General features: G+C 63.1%; 17 protein-coding genes. 8 read left to right on the top strand and 9 right to left on the bottom strand.

Features of this window, described 5'->3' with window-relative positions:
* Positions 1-163 precede the first annotated feature (163 nt).
* The 3 genes from HWX39_RS25200 (at position 164) to HWX39_RS25190 (ending at position 2348) form a co-directional block, all read left to right on the top strand.
* A complete protein-coding gene (locus HWX39_RS25200; protein ID WP_041492597.1) occupies positions 164-514 on the top strand; it encodes a hypothetical protein in 351 nt (116 codons plus the stop codon).
* Positions 511-723: a twin transmembrane helix small protein gene (locus HWX39_RS25195; RefSeq protein ID WP_006489184.1), complete on the top strand. Its 213-nt coding sequence runs from the start codon at positions 511-513 to the stop codon at positions 721-723. The genes HWX39_RS25200 and HWX39_RS25195 overlap by 4 nt, the downstream gene beginning before the upstream one ends.
* 407 nt (positions 724-1130) lie before the next feature.
* Positions 1131-2348, top strand: a complete 1218-nt coding sequence (locus HWX39_RS25190) for an acyl-CoA dehydrogenase family protein (protein WP_175970514.1) — start codon at positions 1131-1133, stop codon at positions 2346-2348.
* A gap of 62 nt (positions 2349-2410) precedes the next feature.
* Here HWX39_RS25190 and HWX39_RS25185 read toward each other — a convergent pair whose 3' ends face one another.
* Together HWX39_RS25185 and HWX39_RS25180 are read right to left on the bottom strand one after the other, a co-directional pair.
* The gene (locus tag HWX39_RS25185; protein WP_175970513.1) at positions 2411-3598 is read right to left on the bottom strand and encodes an LLM class flavin-dependent oxidoreductase; all 1188 of its coding nucleotides are present in this window, start codon (positions 3596-3598) and stop codon (positions 2411-2413) included.
* A 399-nt stretch (positions 3599-3997) separates the two neighbouring features.
* Entirely contained in the window at positions 3998-5182 is a 1185-nt protein-coding gene (locus tag HWX39_RS25180) for a porin (RefSeq protein ID WP_175970512.1), read from the bottom strand.
* 486 nt (positions 5183-5668) lie between these two features.
* Here HWX39_RS25180 and HWX39_RS25175 point away from each other — a divergent pair, with 486 nt between their 5' ends.
* Both HWX39_RS25175 and HWX39_RS25170 read left to right on the top strand, forming a co-directional pair.
* Complete coding sequence (locus HWX39_RS25175) at positions 5669-6013, top strand: DUF3088 domain-containing protein (RefSeq protein WP_175970511.1); 345 nt, start codon at positions 5669-5671, stop codon at positions 6011-6013.
* Positions 6014-6059: 46 nt separating this feature from the next.
* On the top strand, positions 6060-7058 hold the full coding sequence (locus tag HWX39_RS25170; RefSeq protein WP_175970510.1) for an ABC transporter substrate-binding protein: 999 nt from the start codon (positions 6060-6062) through the stop codon (positions 7056-7058).
* A gap of 134 nt (positions 7059-7192) precedes the next feature.
* On the opposite strand, the gene HWX39_RS25165 is transcribed toward HWX39_RS25170, so the two are convergent.
* The gene (locus HWX39_RS25165) at positions 7193-7513 is read right to left on the bottom strand and encodes a hypothetical protein (RefSeq protein ID WP_175970509.1); all 321 of its coding nucleotides are present in this window, start codon (positions 7511-7513) and stop codon (positions 7193-7195) included.
* Between the two features lie 408 nt (positions 7514-7921).
* Here HWX39_RS25165 and HWX39_RS25160 point away from each other — a divergent pair, with 408 nt between their 5' ends.
* The 3 genes from HWX39_RS25160 (at position 7922) to HWX39_RS25150 (ending at position 11727) form a co-directional block, all read left to right on the top strand.
* Positions 7922-9886: a tetratricopeptide repeat protein gene (locus HWX39_RS25160; RefSeq protein WP_175970508.1), complete on the top strand. Its 1965-nt coding sequence runs from the start codon at positions 7922-7924 to the stop codon at positions 9884-9886.
* Between the two features lie 389 nt (positions 9887-10275).
* Positions 10276-11397, top strand: a complete 1122-nt coding sequence (locus HWX39_RS25155; protein ID WP_175970507.1) for a DUF2827 domain-containing protein — start codon at positions 10276-10278, stop codon at positions 11395-11397.
* 48 nt (positions 11398-11445) lie between these two features.
* Positions 11446-11727, top strand: a complete 282-nt coding sequence (locus HWX39_RS25150; RefSeq protein WP_175970506.1) for a hypothetical protein — start codon at positions 11446-11448, stop codon at positions 11725-11727.
* 169 nt (positions 11728-11896) lie between these two features.
* On the opposite strand, the gene HWX39_RS25145 is transcribed toward HWX39_RS25150, so the two are convergent.
* The 6 genes from HWX39_RS25145 to HWX39_RS25120 form a co-directional block, all read right to left on the bottom strand.
* Positions 11897-13342 carry a glycosyltransferase family 9 protein gene (locus tag HWX39_RS25145; RefSeq protein ID WP_175970505.1) on the bottom strand — a complete coding sequence of 482 codons (1446 nt, stop codon included), beginning with the start codon at positions 13340-13342 and terminating at the stop codon, positions 11897-11899.
* A 772-nt stretch (positions 13343-14114) separates the two neighbouring features.
* Complete coding sequence (locus HWX39_RS25140) at positions 14115-14327, bottom strand: hypothetical protein (RefSeq protein ID WP_175970504.1); 213 nt, start codon at positions 14325-14327, stop codon at positions 14115-14117.
* A 106-nt stretch (positions 14328-14433) separates the two neighbouring features.
* A complete protein-coding gene (locus tag HWX39_RS25135) occupies positions 14434-15000 on the bottom strand; it encodes an energy transducer TonB (RefSeq protein ID WP_175970503.1) in 567 nt (188 codons plus the stop codon).
* Positions 15001-15157: 157 nt separating this feature from the next.
* On the bottom strand, positions 15158-15556 hold the full coding sequence (locus tag HWX39_RS25130) for a biopolymer transporter ExbD (protein ID WP_175970502.1): 399 nt from the start codon (positions 15554-15556) through the stop codon (positions 15158-15160).
* Complete coding sequence (locus tag HWX39_RS25125; RefSeq protein ID WP_175970501.1) at positions 15553-16140, bottom strand: MotA/TolQ/ExbB proton channel family protein; 588 nt, start codon at positions 16138-16140, stop codon at positions 15553-15555. The genes HWX39_RS25130 and HWX39_RS25125 overlap by 4 nt, the downstream gene beginning before the upstream one ends.
* A 27-nt stretch (positions 16141-16167) precedes the next feature.
* Positions 16168-18528, bottom strand: coding sequence for a TonB-dependent receptor (locus tag HWX39_RS25120; RefSeq protein ID WP_175970500.1), 2361 nt, complete (start codon positions 18526-18528; stop codon positions 16168-16170).
* Positions 18529-18547: the final 19 nt, after the last annotated feature.

Here is an 18547-nt window from a genome sequence, read left to right as displayed (position 1 = left end):
CGCCGCGTCTCTCGAATCATGTGACGAACATGATAATGACATTATCATACTCTGTTAGTCTCATGGGGGCGGCAGTACAATGTCATCCTGCGCGGCCTGACTGCGGCTCCGCTGCCGCATGGCCGCGCCGCCCGCCTTCGCGATCACTTTTGCCCACCGCTTCATGACCCCGATCAAGTTCATTCTGCGCTACACGGCGATCCCGTTCACGGCCATCGTGGCCGTGGTGATCTGGACTGTCATACCATCGTCGAAAGAGATCGATGCGAGACAATATGCGGCGCTGTCGCGCGCGTACGCGAGTTTTCCGCTGCCGTTCCGGCGCGAGATCTCCGAAACGATGGACCACGGCCGGATCAACGACCGCCGCTACCAGGCGCTCGTGCGCGATTCGCTGGGCAATGGCGTCGCGCTGGACTGGCCGGCGTCGGGCGTCGGCGAGCTCGCCGACGAGCGGCAAAAACTGGCCGAACTGATTCAGGCCGATTCCGATCTTCAAGGGCATCACCAATGAAAACTCTGCTGGTTTCCGTGGCATTCGCGATGATCATCGCGAGCCTGATCTTCGCGCTGTATTTCATGAATCACGATCGCGGCAAGTCCAAGCGGATGGCATGGTCGCTCGCCGCACGCGTCGGGCTGTCGGTCACGCTGTTCCTGTCGCTGCTGATCGCATACAAGCTGGGCTGGATCGAGCCGACCGGGTTGCCGATCGGTCGCTGAACGATGGACGCCCCGTGGCATGCGGGGCGTTCGCAAGAATGCGAGTTTGATTTTATAAGCATGCTATTCTGATAAGAATACTTATCCTGATGACAGTGATCGAAACGAATCCTGCCGAGGAATGGCAGCATCGCTTGCGTGACTGAAACGGGTCATCGCGGATGCACCGGCAGCAACTGGGTCATGCGGCCGCTGCGGGATCCCCGTGCGGCCGCTTTTCCGCGGGGCGGGCGAAGCACGCGCGCATTTCCGCGATCAATCCCGGAGCACGTATAACGTAAGCTGAAATCGGTTTTTCCCGCGTGTCAGGTGCGTCCCTATACTTTGCGATGCTGCGCAAGCAGCGATTCGCGCATCCCGCGATCGCGCGACGCAGCGCCCGATCTTCTCGTACAAGGACCTGCCGAATGACTGCCCGTGATGCCGTCGATCCGCGCGACACGTTGCGCGACGCGCTTGCCGCGCTACCCGATCTCGCCAACGCGATCGGGCAGGATGCGGCGCAACGCGAGGCGCGCCGCGAACTGCCATTCGAGGGTTTCGCGATCTTCCGTCGCTCGGCGCTGGGCGTATTGCGAATTCCGGTTGAGCGCGGCGGCCTCGGCGGCACGCTGGTCGATCTGTTCGACACGATCACGACGCTGGCCGCCGCCGATTCGAATCTCGCGCACGCGCTGCGGATCCACTACGACCAGATCGAGACGCTGCGGTTGTCGCCGCGCACGCCGTTCAACGACGTGCAGCTGGAGCGTGCGCGGGCCGGTGCGATATTCGGCGGTGCATCGACCGAACGCGGCACGTCGCGGCCCGGCGAGAACACCACCGTGCTGCGCCGCGATGGCGATCACTATCGCGTGACGGGCCGCAAATACTATTCGACCGGCACCGCGTTTGCCGATTTCGCGCGCATCAACGTGGAGAACGAGCAGGGCGACGCAGTCGCCGTGATCATTCCTGTCGCGCGCGACGGCGTGCAGGTGCTCGACGACTGGGACGGCATGGGCCAACGCATGACTGCGAGCGGCAGCCTGCTGCTCGACGACGTGCAGGTGTTCGCGGATGAAGTGGCCGTGCGCGACGGTTCGACGCTGGTCGGCCGCCATTGCGGCGCGCTGCGGCAACTGCATCTCGTCGCGACGGGCGCGGGCATCGTGCGCAACGTGGTTGCCGATGCGCGCCGCTATGTGCTCGCGCACGGCCGCCCTGTGCTGCACAGCCCGGCGCCCACCGCACGCGACGATCATTTCATCCAGCAGGTCGTCGGCGAGCTGTCCGCGCACAGCCACGCGATCGACGGGCTCGTGCGCGAAAACGCGCGGGCGCTCGACTGTTCCGCCAACGCAATCGAAGCCGGCGACGCCGATGCGCATGCCCTTGTGCTCGACAGCGCGCTTGCAACGGCACGCACGCAGCTCGTCGTAAGCAAGCTTGCGCTGCATGCGGCGGAGCGGCTGTTCGAAGTCGGCGGCGCGTCGGCGACGGCGCGCGAACACAACCTCGACCGGCACTGGCGCAACCTGCGCACGATCTTCAGCCACAACCCGTTGCTGCACAAGGCGCGCGTAATCGGCGACTACGAGCTGAATGGCGAGACGACGCACCTCACCGAAGGCCGCGTGTTCTGACACGGCCGTGTCATTTCGGCGAGCACGCGCGCCACGATACGCGCCGCATCCACTGCCTCACGTCAGCGCCGCAGGCCGGCGTCGCGCAGTAGCGGCAGCACGCGTGCGCCGAAGAAATCGAGATCGGGCTTGAAGTCGTAGAAGCTCAACTGGATGCCGTCGATGCCGGCGCGGTGCAGCCGCACGATGGTATCGGCGACTTCTTCCGGCGAGCCGGTGATCGAGATATTGCCGCCGATCGCCCGCGCGGCCGCCTGTGAGCGCTGTTCGAAGCCGCCTCGCCACGCATGTGCGTCACTGTCGAAACGGTGGAAGCTGCCTTCGTCCGCATGCGCGACGATCGCGTCGCGGTACGCACGCGCTTCGGCCGCCGTCTCGCGGCAGATCACGAGCGGGTTGAGCAGCGTGCGGATCGCCCGGCCGCGCGCCGTGGCAGCTGCCTTCACGCGTGCGGTATGCGCGTGCAGCGCATCGATCGCCCGTTCGGCATCCGGGCCGGCCGGGCTCGTGACGAACACGATGTCCGAATAGCGTGCGGCGAAATCGATGCCCGCATCGGAGCCCGTCGCGTTGATCAGCAGCGGGCGGCCGAAGCGCGGCTTCGGCGTGACGAATGCGCCGCCCAGCCGCCAGCTCGACAGCGCGGGCGTGTAGCTGAAATTGTCCGGTTGCGCCCACAACTGCTGAACCGCATCGAGGAATTCGGCCGCCATTTCGTAGCGCCTGTCGTGTTCGATCCGGTTCCAGCCGAACATCTCGTGCTCGACTGCGCGGTGGCCGGTCACGACGTTGATGCCCCAGCGCCCGCGCGAGATGTGATCGAGCGTGGCGGTGAACTTTGCGAAATGCAGCGGATGCCACGGCCCGTAGAGCACGTGACTCGTCGCGACGAGGATGATCCGTTCGGTGCGCGCGGTCAGCGCGGCCAGCGTCATGAACGAGTCGAGCGCGTGGCCGTCGAACACGCCGCCGTAGCCGCCTTTCGGCAGCCACTGCGACAGCGCGAACACGAGATCGAAGCCGAGCGCCTCCGCGCGCGCGACCAGGTCGGCGTTGTAGTCGAACGTCCAGTCCGTCGTGCGCGGCAGCGTCGACGCGCTCCAGCCGCCTGCCTGGATCGGCAGGAACAGCCCGAGCATCAGTGGCTGCGCGAGGACGCGCGACACCGGGCTGTCGGGGAAATCTGCCGGCGAGCGAACATCGACGAACGATGATGGCACGACCGGGGTAGCGAGGGCGGTGTCGCTCATGAGGGTTTCCTTTCGGGTTGGGCACGCACTGCACGGCAACGGCGGTGCTGAGGCGGACCGCATCGCGGCCGTGCGGCCCGGGTATGCCGCCGGGCGGCGACAGCTACGGCGTGCCCGGTGCGCGTGTGCGCAGTCGCACGTCGAACAGATAGAGCAGGGTGAGCGGCCGGCTCGCTAGCGTGCCGCCGGCAGGCAACCTCGCCGCCGCCCATCCGCTGCCGAGCTGGCGCAGAGCTGCGCGCCGGCTGCTGCGCGGCACGCGGGGACGGAAACGGAAGTCTCACGGTCGAACGCATATCGCGCGCGGGGAAACGCCCATTCTCGGCAACCGGGCACGGCACGGCAAACAACGAATCACGCTTTGCTTATCACGCTGGGCCGCGCCCGGTGCGCGCGCCGTCAGAACTTCACGCGCAGCCCGCTGACGAGCGCGACCTGACGGTTCGTCGACGACGCGCTGCCGATGTTCGAGATCGCCGCGATCGCACGATAGCCGCCCGCCGTTGTGGTGCTCGGATCGCCGGCCGCGAGCTGGTAGATGCCGGACAGGTAGAGATCGGTACGTTTCGACAGCGCATAGTCGAAACCGAGTGTGAACTGGTGCCAGCGCGGCTTCGGCGTCTGGCCGCCGGTGCCCGGCAGGCCGCTCGCGCGCCCGTCGGTGAACGTATAGACGCCGATCAGCGTGGCCGCCGGTGTGATCTGGTAACGCGCGTTCACGTCGTAGTTGTTGAACTTGCGCGACGAGCCGTCGAGATAGTCGAGCTGCGTGTGGCTCCACGCGAAGCCGAGCGTCGCACGGCCGAGCGCGTAATTCGCGCCTGCCACGCCGATCTGCTGCTTGAGCACGCCGCCGTTCAGCCCGTAGAAGAATGCGCCGCTGTAGTCGTTGCCGGTGGTGGAGGTCGCACCGCCCACCGCGCCGCTCGTATTCGACGTCGAATTCGGATGATTGATGCGCACATAGCCGGCGCCCACCGACAACGGGCCGTTCACGTAGTTCGCCGACGCGCCCCATGCGTTGTTGTTCGAGAACCCGGTGCCCGCGCCGCCGTTGGCCTGGTTGCTGAACGCATAGAGCAGGTCGGCCGTGAAGCCGGCGATCGTGTCGCTGCGGAACTTCACCGCGTTGTTCAGCCGGAAGCTCTGGTTCATGTTGTCGTTGTCGCCCACGTGCGTGGCCGGCGACCAGAAGCCGGACCCGGAGTACGGCGCGACGAGGTCGGTGATCGGCTCGTACTGGCGGCCGAAGGTCAGCGTACCGATGCCCGACTTGGCAAGGCCCACGTACGCGGAGCGGCCGAACAGGCGGCCGCCCTGGCCGAGCCCGCCGTCGCTGGGCCGGAACCCGCTTTCGAGCGTGAACACCGCCTGCAGGCCGCCGCCGAGATCTTCCACGCCTTTCAGGCCCCAGCGGCTGCCGCTCAGCTTGCCGCTCGTCTGCTGGACGTTGCTCGCGCCACCCTGGTTGTTCGTATAAGCGAAACCGGCATCGACGACGCCGTACAACGTGACCGAACTCTGCGCATGCGCGCCGACCGAACCGATCGAAACCAAACCCAGGACTACCGATTTTTTGATCATGACTATCCTCTGTTTTTATGGGTACCTCTGTGAGGATCACGATGCTATTGACGGCGATCGTGCCAATGAATGGTCGATCCGTGGTTTGTAAATCGCTGCGCGGCCGATTTGCAATGTGTGTTGCCGCAAGTCCGGCGTGTGTGCCGCGATCGCGTCCGGTACCCGTGCTGCGGCGAACGCATCGCGCGAACGGCGAACGTCGAGCGCCGGATACGTGCGGGCGCCGTCATATCGATCGATGAAATCGTTAGATATGCGCAATACAGGCGACCCGGCGCGCGATGTTTTTTTGCAACGCCCGCTGTGCGGCGGGTGGCCGATGCGCTACACGCGCCCGCATATCGATTCCGCAAAACGTTGGTAGGGCCGCGCGACGCATGACGGTAGAGTCGGGCATCCGGCCTCGGGCCGGCATGCTCCGGGAACGGAAGGGCGCGCAAGTGTGCGTTCGTCCCGGCTGAACAACGAACACGGGAGTCGTTTGTCATGAGTCGCGATGTGCTGTTTCTGCTGGAGCCAGGCTTTGCCGATCCGAAGCATCCGGGCCAGCGCTTCGTCTGCCCCCATGGACTGTCGATCGAAGGGCTGCTGGCAAGCGCGCCCGATCGCGCGGGTCGAATCGACGTGAAACGCGTCGGCTTCGAGCGGCCGCGGCACGCGGTGATCGACGCGCTCGACGACGCGAACCAGGGGCTGCCGGTGCTCGTGCTCGGTCGCGACCAGCCAGCGCCGGACGACGCACAGACGCTCGGCGACGTGCGCTTCGTCACCGACGCACGCCGCATCCTCGAACTGCTGGCCGAGCGCCACGGATTTCCGGTGCTGCATTGACGCGGCGGTTTTCACTTCCCGGTTGATCGACCGACAGGAGCATCCGATGTCTTCAATTTCGGCGGCGCGGCGCCGTTTGTTGCTCGCCGGCGCCGCAGTCGTGGCGGCGCCATGGGCCACGAACGCAGCGTTCGCCGCCGCCGCTGCCAACACCGATTTCACCGGCACCACGTTGCGCGTCGCGACCTACAAGGGAGGCTGGCGCGCGCTGTTGCAGGCGGCCGGGCTGGCCGACACGCCGTACCGGATCGACTGGCGCGAGCTGAACAACGGCGTGCTGCACATCGAGGCGCTCAACGCGGACGCGCTCGACATCGGCTCGGGCAGCGAAATACCGGCCGTGTTCGCCGCGCGACAGAAGGCCAACGTGCGACTCATCACCCGTGTGCGCGAAGACCTGAACAACCAGGTCACGCTCGCGCGCAAGGACACGCCGATCCGCAGCATCGCGGATCTGAAGGGCAAGCGCGTCGGGTACGTGCGTGCGACGACGTCGCACTACTTCCTGTATCGCCAGCTCACGGAGGCGGGCCTGGGCTTCGACGACATCCAGCCGATCAACCTGTCGCCGACCGATGGCTTGTCTGCATACGATCGCGGTGACATCGACGCATGGGCGATCTACGGCTACAACGGCCAGCTCGCGCGCAATCGCTACGGCGCGCGCGTGCTGAAGACGGGGAAGGGCTATCTGTCGGGCAACTTTCCGGTCTATGCGAACCCGCGCACGCTCGACGATGCGCGCCGTCGCGCGGCGACGGGTGATCTGCTGCTGAGATTCCGGCGCGCGTATGCGTGGGCGAACGGGCATTTCCGCGACTATGCGCTTGCGCAGAACCGCGAGACGCGCGTGCCGGTTGCCGATCTCGTCGCGATGTTCGACCAGCGCAGCGAAGACTATGCGCTGCTGCCGGTGACACCCGACGTGGTCGCGCAGCATCAGCAGGTCGCGGATGTGTTCACGCGGATCGGCGTACTGGATGGGCCGGCCAATGTGGCGCCGCTCTGGGATACGTCGTTCAACGCACTGGTCGCGGCGACATGATCGGAGGCTATGAGAAGGCGGCCGAATGACCGGGGGATTCAGGCGAACACGCGCTTTCGAAAGCGCGGTTTTCCATGCGTGACCCAGGCATCACCCCAGTTGCGGATCGCGTCGGGCGATCCTGTGTGACAGGATCAGGCGAACGTCGTCGCGACCATGATGCCGAACACGACGCCGATTGCAATCCCGCAGAGCCGGCCGTAAATCGATGCGCGCACATTGTCGTCGAGCAGGAACGGCGAGCGTTTGTGCTTCCATACCGTGCTGAATGCGACCGGGCGGGTCAGCAGGGCGATGCATGCGATCAGCACCGGCGTGGCGATGAGCATTGCGATGCGCTGTCCGTTCCAGTCGACGCCGTGCATCGCCAGCGAAACGATCGCGGCAAGCGGAACCTCGACGCACAAGCCGAGCAACGAACCGCTGACGAATGAATCTCCGGGGGACTGAAACATGATCGGTCCTGGCGTTCGAATGAAATCGGTGCCCGGCTCGAGCGCCCGAAAATAAAAAAACGGCCGTTGCCCGCGGTTGGTCGACCGCGTCCGGCATTGGCCAGAATGACGGCCGGATGGTACGGCAAATCATTGGCCCGTTGGCGGTCATTCAAGCTATTTAACAAATGTCCCGGGTAGGACTGCATTTTCATGCTGCATCGGGATATCGCGCCGTGATAAAAATCGGGCAATCTCGTCGATGTCGGCAGCGGGTAGAGGCCGCGCGACCGGCATGGCTGCATGCCTCGCCGTTCCGGCACGAAATATGACCCTAGTCGGTTTCCGGGCCTGCCGGGCGGGTTCCGGAGCGGGGCACGGGTTTAATGAACCGATGGCAATGGCCATGCGTCACCCATCGAATCGAACATGAGCGAACACAACGTGACGGGCCGTGACGCACAATGCGTCGGCGCGGCAAACGCGGAATTTTCAGCAGGCGTCGCCGCCCATCACGCCGGGCGGGCGGCGGATGCCGCGCGGCATTACCGGGCGGCGATTTTGCTCTGCCCCGATCACACCGAGGCGCTGAACAATCTCGGTATTCTGCTCGAAGCGGAAGGAAATGCAGGCGAGGCGGAACATTGCTACCGAAGGGCCCTCGAGATTCGTCCCGACAATGTGGATGCCTGTTTCAATCTCGGCCTGCTGCTTCACGATGGACAACGCCTCGATGAGGCGGAGGCCTGCTACCGCAGCGTATTGGCGTCGAATCCCGGGCATGGTCCGGTGCTGCGCAGGCTCGGCCTGCTGCTGCGGTTCACGGGCCGCGACGCCGAAGCCGAACGCACCTTGCGCGATGCCGTGATCGCTCGCCCGGACGATGCCGTGGTTCGTGCCGATCTCGCAATGCTGCTTCAGGCGCTCGGGCGATCCGACGAAGCGGAGCAGCAGTATCGGGAATCGCTTGCGCACGAACCGAACGACGCAGCGACGCTCAACAGTTTTGGTGCGTTGCTTCACCAGCTCGAACGGTTGCCGGAAGCTGAGACTTGTTTCCGGCGCGCGGTTTCGCTGCAACACGGCTCCCGCGAAGCGCGAGGCAATCTCGGCAACGTGCTGTTCGCGCAGCGGCGATACGCTGAAGCCGAATCGTGTTACCGCGAAGTGCTGGCATGCGATCCGTCGTTCGCGGAGGTGTGGAACAACCTGGGCCGTCTGCTGCACGAGGTCGGCAGACTGGATGAGGCCGCCGCCGCTTTGAGACACGCACTGACGCTCGATCATGACCGCGTGCCGACCACGTTCAACCTGAGCCTGGTGTTGCTGGCGATGGGGCAGTACGAAGAAGGATGGCGCCACTACGAGGCGCGCTTTCAGCCTTCCTCGCACTGGGGCGACGCTTCGTCGAATCGCGTTCTGGCAAGCTTGCCCGCGCCGCTCTGGCACGGCGAACCGCTCGACGGGAAATCGCTTGTTGTCTGGCCCGAGCAGGGGTTCGGCGATGTCGTGCAGTTCGCGCGCTATCTGCCGCTGCTCAAGCAGCGCGGATTGTCGACGCTGACGGTGGTGTGTCCGGCCGCATTGACGCGCCTGATCGCAACGGCTGACGGCGTGGACCGTTGTGTCGAGCCTGACGAGGCGGCGGCGCTTCCTGCACACGATTACGCGGTCCCGATCATGAGCCTGCCGTTGCACTGCGGAACGACGCTCGACACGATACCCGCGACGGTGCCCTATCTGCATGTGCCGGCATCGCTCGTCGAGCGCTGGCGGAGCAGCGTGCCGTCAGCCGGCTTGAAGGTCGGGTTGGTCTGGGCCGGCGATCCGCGCCCCGACCAGGCGCAGGCACACGCGACGGACCGCCGCCGCTCGCTTCCGGCAAGCGCGTATCTGCCCCTGCTGCGGATTCCGGGTGTGAGTTTCGTGAGCTTGCAGAAGGGCGAAACGACCCGCCGGCAGATCGACACGATTCCGTCGCCGCTTCGCCCTGCCGACCCGATGGAGCACGTGCGCGACTTCGCGGACACGGCGGCGATCATCTCCCATCTGGATCTCGTGATCACCGTCGATACGTCGGTCGCACATGTGGCAGGTGCATTGGGCAAGCCGGTCTGGATCCTGTCGCGCTTCGACGGCTGCTGGCGCTGGCTGGCGGATCGGGACGATTCGCCGTGGTATCCGCGGGCGCGGCTGTTCCGCCAATCGGAGGCGGGGCGGTGGAGCGATGTCGTCGAGCGTGTCGCGGGTGCCCTCGAGTACCTTCGTGCCGAACGAGACAATCGTGAAGACGGCGCGTCATGCCATCCACACGACGATGGGCATTGCCGATCCGCGCGCGACGGTACAGAAACGAGCGTCGATACACGAGGCGCTCGAGACGATGACGTGTGACGCATTGAACAATGCACTCGAGGGTCGATCAGATGATCCGGCTTTCCACTGGTCAAGGTGGCGTCGCCTGATCAGCTTCGCGGCGATCCCTTTGGTCATGTTGCTGACGGGCTGCGCGGAACGCGCCGATGAGCATGCCGAAGCCGGCCATCGAGAATGCAACGCGTTTGAGATCGGGTACTTCGGCATTCACTGCAATGAACGTGGGCGAATTCGGACAGGGGCAATACGAAACCCTACGCGCCACGGCACGACATGCTGGACGTGAAAACGAGGGAGCGTCAACCGTCCCGAGTCGCTTACCACATCTTGACAGTTCTTAACAGCTCGAAACAAGTGGAGAGCTATGATCTAGCTCTTTATTGAATGTGCATACTGGAGAACCTCCCATGAGTTTGGCGCGCTCACTCAGTATCGGCATTACAATTGGCCTTCATCATGCGGCAGAGAGTCTTTGGGTCAACGGCATCAAGCAGAACGCCTTGTATCTAATGAGGCTCTTTCAACACTCGCCTCTTGGCCATCAGGTAACCCTCGTCAACACGACGAACGTCAAGATCACGTCGGAACTTCCATGGGATACCACGCAGTTCCCAATACGCTCGTTCGACGATGCGAAAGACTCGCTTGATGTCCTGATCGAACTCGGTGGGCAGATTGATCAGGCGCAAACCGCGTATCTGCAGGCGCGCGGCGCAAAAGTCGTGAGCTACTGTTGCGGTCCGGAATACGTGCACATGATGCAGGCCATGATTTTTGGCAGACGGCATGCGGAAACGGTATTCATCAATCAACGTTATGATCAAGTATGGATCATCCCGCAAGTTGCCGAGACCAGCGCAAGCTTCTTCAGCGTATTGCGACGCCAACCTGTTCGAGAGGTGCCGTTCGTTTGGGATCCGATGTGCGTTGAAGAGCGATCGGCCGCTCTCCCGCATCGCGGGGAATATCGTCCAACCGGGCAACCCAAAAGGCTATCCATCATGGAGCCGAATATCGACGTTACCAAGTTTTGCCTCTATCCACTCTTGATCGCTGAGTTGGGATATCGGAAATGTGGTTCGCAGATATCCTATGTGCATGCGACGAACACGGAACATCTTGCAAATGGCAGCCCGGAATTTATCGGAATCGCGCACCACCTGGATCTTGTTAGGGATTCGAAAATAAGCTTTGTCGGATATTATAATACCCCTCAATTTCTTTCCGAGTTTACCGATATTGTGATATCCCATCAATGGGGGCTTGCATTGAATTATTTCTATTTCGATGTTTGCTGGAACGGTTATGCGATGGTCCATAACGCTGGCCTCTGTCGTGAGCTTGGTTATTTTTATAATGGAAATGATGTGGAAGAGGGCGGCCTTCGACTCCAGCAGGCGATAGAATATCACGACGAAAATTGGCAGGATTATAAGAATCGGCAGCGTGAAGTAATCGGGGGATTTTTGTCAACAAATCCTCGACAAATCGAGGCGTATGACAGGTTGCTCATCGGTCTTTTTGAATGAAATAGATGGGTTGTCATCGGGGAATGAGTACGTCGTTGATTGACGCGAATGGGCCGCGACGCAGACACGCTGGCCGAAGCGTTGGCTCAGGCGGAGATACTGAGTGTTGTTCAACCGACGGTCGCGTTCCGGTTGTACCAGGCCGCATTCCTGGATGCCGTATTTGCGGCACAGCGCTGTCGGCTTCAGTTCAGTCTCGGCTTCCTTCAAGAAGCCGATGATCTGTTCTTCGGTGAATCGCTTTTTTCATTGCGTTTCTCTCTGGAGCGGACTCTCCACTGTCACCGCACCAAACGCGGGGAGCAGGTCAACGGCAGCCGTCGATGCTGACTTGCGGGCTCCCAGGTGTTGCGGTCGCACAGTAGCAGGTCCTGTTTACGTTGGGCGAGTCGTTTTGGCGCCAACTGCCTGCGGCTGCAGGATCACTGACGTCACATCCGCACCATTGGACGATCCCGAGGCGGATTGATCCGCGCGGGCCTCTACACGCAAGCCCGCTTCACGATAGCCTTCCGGTTTGCGCCCATCTCTCGAGCATCCACCGTGCGTCGGCGACCGTTGCATCCCAGGCGCCGATGGCTGGTTGTCGAACGACGCGGATTCCCGGGTACCACGGTGTCGAGGTCGGGGATCGTTCGAAGCGCCAGTCTCCGTGGAGCGGCGACAGTAGGATGGTCGGCAAGTCGAGGCTGGCGGCGAGGTGCAGCGGCCCGCTGTCGACGCTGATGACCAGGTCTGCCGCAGCGGACAGCAGCGCTGCAAGCGCACGCAGGTCGGTCGTCGCATCGAGGTTGGTGGTCGTGTGGGACAGGTCGTCGGCGAGCCATCGCTGCATTTCGAGACCGCGCTGGAATACGATCCAGTGTACGTCCTGGTTTTCCAGCAGCGGACGTATCTGCTGCAGGCGCAGACTCCGCCACGCGAAATCCCCGTGAGCGGATTCGTTCGACGACCAGAACAACGCGCAGCATGGGCGTCCGCGCGCGGCGCGGCGAATGCGTGCCACCTGTTCGGACACCTCGGGCGAGGGCGCTGCCTCATACATTGCACGGCGCGCCGGCAGGTAGCCGGCCAGCGGGAACATCGCGGTGAACAGGGAGAACGGTGTTGCCCACATTGCATCGAACGGAGCGTTGCCGGCGAATGGTGCCACCAGTTGGTCGGCACGGATGTCGCGATAGTCGTTCAACCAGGCCTGATTGGCGTCCGGACACGGCCAGGGCTCGTGACACACGAGTTCGGTGCCGGCCTGGGCGAGCAGGGTGCGATAGCGGATGAACTGGAGCCAGTCGCCGAAACCGCCGCCACGGACGTAGTGCAGCACGCGCGGCAATGGGGTGTCGCCACACCAGTAGCCGGGATCCTTGATTCCGTATATCTCCGCCACGGCCGATCGGCTCGTATAAGCCGACGCATATTCGCCGATTCCCGCGGCGATTCCGTGAGCCCGCATCAGCGAGGTGCTGCGGATTTTTCTCAACTGGATAGCGGTCGCATGCGGAATCGCGCCAGCGTGGTGTGCGGCCTCGTATGACACGGATCTCGCGATGATGTCGTCGTCGCGGCCGAACAGATACAGGATTTCGAGCTGTACCTGCTCGCGCTCCCATTCATTGAGGCCGTGGACGAGTGTTTCGAATTGCGCGTCGAGAACGTCCAGCCGGCCGAGATGGGCGCACGCATGGAAAAAGATGGAACGATGGTTCGTATAGCCTGGCTCGCGCTGCGTAAGCTCGATGGATCGGTCGACCGCGTGTTCGAATTCCCCAAGGAAATAATGATACTGAGCGCATGCATGGAGGTATCGTGCGGTGCCGCCGTCGGTGGCCTTCAGGTCGTCGAGCAAGCGTCGAGCGTCATCAATAGCACCGCGCTGTACGAGCTGCTGCACAACGGAAACCGGATTGTCTTGGGTCATTGGCTGGGCTACGGTGAGAAGCTTCAAGGTGTCCGAGTCGTGGCGCCACGCGGACGATCCTATTTCGTGCTCGTGCGATGAAGGTCAACGGCAGGTCATGCGCGAGCGCGTCGTTGGCCTGCGTGATCGGCGAACCTGCATCGAATCGGGTGACGAGTGCTGCCACGTCGACGATCAGCGGGCCGCCCCCCGAACACAGCGTAACCGAGCCCGCGTCCAAACCGTCAGTATCGAGCATTATGGCGCTAGACGTCAGCCGCCCGGGCAGCAGCGTTACAAAGAGCCCCCTACAGAAGCTGTCGCGCGACGCGTTGCCGGAGCAGGATGCGGCGAAGTGCGTTCATGGCGTGCGATTTTACAAGGGTTTGCTGGCAGGGAACGTCTGCCGCGCCGATGGGCGGTATCAGTCGCTATTCGATTGGACCAGACGGCGACGAGGTCGAGAGTGCATACGGTCCCGTCCGCTTGTAATGCTTCTAAGGACTATGCGACACAAAACGGGGTTCTCTTGATTTTCGTGCACTTTACCACTGGAGGCCGGTCTAGCCGCGACAAGGGCTGGCGCTCAGCCCCAAAACAAAACCCGATAAAATCAATTTCTTTCTGACTGGTCTCGTCCGGCGAATTCAAGGGTCGTACTACTCCTCAGGCTTCGCGAGTCACGGTCCGACCTGACTTGTCATCACACTCGATTGCCAATGCAACCTTCGAGGTTCACCCTGGAAAAACGCTGATCTTCGGCGTGGTGCCCACGGTTCACGCAGGCCTCGCATTCACATAATCCTCTTGGTACTGCCGGTCATGCGAGCACGAGATATAACATGGCTCTTCGGCGGTGAAATGCCTGAACAGCGGCGCCGCTCATGACGTCAACATCGATGTCCATCGGCTCGGCCGCGCTCGCAACGGTCTTTTTGCCGAACCACTTGCCGGGTGCGCCCGTCGTCAGGCACTCAGCATCCTCTCGGGGCTGCTCAATTACCTGGCGGCGGCCGGAGCCGACAGGATTCACACTCGATATCGCCTGTCGGCTCGGATCACCGCGACAACGCGCTGCACATTGCCATGACTGCGAGGGCTTGCGCGTACCCCTGCTTCGCGCGGGCAACCCAAATCGCTCAATTCACATTGAAATGCACGCGTACGTCCTGTTGACTCTCGACAGGACGCCCGTTTTCCATCGCGGGGAAAAAGCGCCATCGGCGCAGCGTCTCGAGCAGGATTTGATTGAGTCGAGGATTCTGCGTCGGTTTGACAAGATCGATGTCGAACGTGCCGTCTGCATGGACAAGAAAGCGCGCGACCGCCATTGCCTGATATCCCTGCTCGCGCAAATCGTCGGGTAGTTCGGGCAGCGGCTGCGAAATCAGACGTGCCTGCGCATTGCCCGCCGAGGCTGAACGAGTCGTGGCGGCGTCCGCTTTCGTCGCAGACGCAGACCGCGCATCGTCGAGTGCCGCATGCGCGGTGTGTGTCTCCGGCGACGCAACCGGTTGTTGCGTCGGCAGCGCGTCGTGCGATGAAGCCGGATCGAACCGCTTCGCGGCGGCAGCAGGCCGAACCGGCGCGAGCGCCTGCGGTGGCCGTAGCGGCACCGGCCTCGATATGGTGTGTTCGATGGGTGCCGCTTTCGATGCCGCATGCGTCGTGGGTGGCGCACTTGGCGGCAGTTCGACCAGTTGCATCTGAATCGAATCCGGGGCGTGCGGAGCCGGTTCGTCGCCGGAGAATAGCCGCGTCGAACTCACAAGAAACGCGCCCCAGATCACGCTGGCGAGCGCGATCGTTCCCGCGAACCGACGCCCGTAACGATCGGGTGGCGAACCTGATTCGAGTGCATTCCTAGTCACGATGAACCGCGATGAGAAAATGCTCGGCCCCGGCCCGCCGCGCTTCAAGCATCACCTGCACGACGATGCCATGCGTTGCGCCGTCGTCCGCCGCGATCACAATATCGTGATTCCGGCCGAGCAGATGGGCGACGGACCCGTTCACGCGGTCGAGCGACACCGGTTGCTGATTGACGAAGATCTGGTTCGTCCGGCTTATCGCCAGCGTCAATGGCCGATCCGCCTGCAACTGCTGCGCGTGTCCACGCGGCAGATTGATCCCGACCGCGTCGAGACGCTGCATCGCGAGCGAGGTCAACATGAATGTCGCGAGCAGGAAAAACATCACGTCGATCATTGGAATGATCTCTATACGGCCGCGCTTCGATGCGCGCGAACGGCGCAGTTTCATGACGCCGCCGCTTGTTCGTGCGCCAGCCGCATTTCGGCGAGCCGTTCGTTCGCGAACGATTCGAGATCGTCCATCAATCTGTCGACGCGTCGCGAAAAATAGTTGAATTCGAACAGCGACACGAGCGCGATGACAAGGCCGATCGCAGTCGCGACGAGCGCTTGTGCAATGCCGCCCGACACACCGGCGGGACTCACGAGCCCGTCGCCGCCAATCAGCCGGAACGAGCGCATCATCCCGACGATCGTGCCGAGCAGGCCGAGCAGCGGTGCGGCCGTGACGATCGTTTCGAGCAGCCAGAGGCCGCGGCTCATGTCGCGCTCGACCTGCTGCGCCGCGGCATCGAGCTTCGCCTCGACGTGCCAGAGCGGCGTCGTACCTTGCTCGAAGATCGCAGCGAGTCGACGTGTCACGTGCCGCTCCGGCAGTGCGCGAGCAGCGCTGCCGCGCCCGCTCGTGAAGCGCCAGAACACGTATGCACGGTCGAGCGTGATCGCAAGTGCGATGATCGCGAGCGCGCTGAGCGGATAAACGACCCAGCCGCCGATGCGCAACGCATCCGTGAAACCTGCCCATTCATTCATCGTGTGTTACCTCGTGTGATCTGGAACTCAGAAGTGCTTGGTCAGGCCGGCATAGATCGCGCGCCGCGGTCCGAATTGCGGCGCGCCGACGCCGATGCCCGAGCCGTCCCGCAGTTGATAGACGCGGCCGAACGTGTTGACGAGCGCGACGCGCGCGTCGAATTTGCCGACGATCGGTTCCTCGAAGTGCTCGAGCACGCCGAGATTGACCTGTGCGTACCAGGGCAGGCGATCGGTATTTGCAAAGCCGCTGCGCAGGCCGCTTCCGACGATGCCGTCGGCGCTGAAGGTTGTCTTGCCGAGCGTATACGCCCCGCCGAACGATGCCGTGATGCGCTGATCGTGATCGAGATACACCCAATTGTTGGCGATGTAAGCGAGCTCGTCGGGACCGAAGTTGAATTGCGCGGACTCGATGTTCTTGCCTTGTGCGCGGCTATACGCGACGTTCATATACGCGGAAACGTTGCCCTGCTTGTAGCTCGACGTGAATTCGAGACCGTATACGCGACCGTACTGGTAGTTGAACGGCGTGAAGATCAGCGCGCTGCCGAACTGGCCTTCGTCGAGCAGATCGGACACCTTCTTGTAGTACGCGTCGAGTCCGACCGTGAGTGCCGGTGTGAGTCGCTGCGCGATGCCGACGTCGAAATAGTGGCTGCGCTCGGGCTTGACCGGATCGTTCTGCGCGCTCGGGCTCTGGTTCGTCGTGCCATTGAAGGTGCCGATCGTCGAATCGGACACGAGTTCAAACGCCGGCGGCGTGAAATAACGCGCGTAGCCCGCATGTAACGTCGTCGATTCGGTCGGCCGATAGACGAGGCCGATGCGAGGACTCAACTGGCCGGCCTGCACATATTCGCTCATGCGATCGATACGCAGTCCGTAGTTCAGCGTCAGCTTTGGCGTGATTTTCCACTCGTCCTGCGCATAGAGGCTGTAGAGATAGCCGGACTTGTCGTGCGAGTCCGAAATCGTGGTCGGCTGATCCGACAGCGGATTGCCGTTGCCGTCGACCGGAAATACGGCGACGCTGTCGTTGAAGGCCGCGTGCTCGCGCTCGAACATCATGCCGGCGCGCAACGTATGACTGTCGTTCAGGCGATAGGTGAAGTCCGCCTGGACGCCGTTCGCCCGGTTGCTGTGGAAATCGTCGGACGCGACGCCGTTGAAAATCAAATCGCCGACCGGATCAGGATTGAATTTCGTGCGCGTGTAGCGCGTGAACAGCGCGACCTGATAGTCGAGTGCGCCGCCATTCGTGCCTTGCAGCGCGAACACCGCGAAATTGTTCAGTTCCGCCTGTGTCTCGTTGAGCGCGGCCGAGTCGAATGTCGAGTTCCCGTTGAGCGCGAACACCGGCGCGATGCCGGGTGTATTCGGGATCTCGAAGCGGTTGCTCGTTGCACCGAACATCAGGCTCGCGCGCGTGAGCGGATTCAGCAGATACGAGATGTAGCCGAATGCGTTGCCTTGCCGCGTGTGGTCGTGCAGCGGATTCCCGTTCGAAGTAGGCGCCTCGATGCCGAGATTGTTTTCGCCGAGCGTGCCTGAAAAGTAATAGCTGAGCGGGCCGCTCGAACCAAATACGTCGGCGCTCGTCTGGATCGTCTGATGGCTGCCGCCGTAGACGTCGATCGTGCCGCCGTTACCGGTGTCGCCGGACTTCGTGCGGATGTCGACGACCCCGGCCGTCCGGTAGCCGTATTGCGCGGGCAGGGCGCCGGTGACGAAGTTCACCTGGTCGATGATCCGCGTGTCGAGCGATTGTCCGAAGCCGCTGATCGGCTCGGGAATGATGATGCCGTTCAGCCGGTATTGCAGGTTCGCGTGATCCCCGCGCACGTGCAATTGACCGAACGAATCGTAGGCCACCCCCGGCGCCTGCAGCAGCACCTGGTTGAGCGGCGTGTTCTCGCCTTGGGGCAGCGTCTCGATGTCGGCCTGCGAGAATCGGTAGACGCTGGCGCCGACGTCCGGCAGCAGTCCATTGCGTGCGCGATCGAGCCGTTTCGCGTTGACCGTCACGTCCAGCGCGCCGGCGTCCTTGCCGAGTTTGACGTCGAGCGGCGCGGGCGTCTGGCCTGGCGCGACCGTCGTCACGCTCGTGCCGGTCGCATAACCGGCGGCGTCGACGACTGCCGCATAGGTACCGGGCGCGACATTCTCGAACCGGAAACGGCCGTCGGCGCCGGACTGCACGTGCGCAACTGCGTGGCCATCGGCGTCCTGAAGCGCGACGCGGGCGTGGGCGAGCGCGTGACCTTGCACATCGGCGACGGTGCCGGCGAGCGTGGTGCCGGCGTCGGCCGCAAAAGCTTCGGCCTGGAGGAACGCAGTGATTGCCAGGACGGCAGCCCGGGACAGTAGCAAGCGATGGAGGTTCATGGTGCGCTTCGGGATGGGG

The organism is Burkholderia sp. BCC0322 (assembly GCF_902833045.1).
GTDB lineage: Bacteria > Pseudomonadota > Gammaproteobacteria > Burkholderiales > Burkholderiaceae > Burkholderia.
Note: the sequence above shows the minus strand (reverse complement) of the source record. Positions and strands in the feature narration are given on the sequence as shown.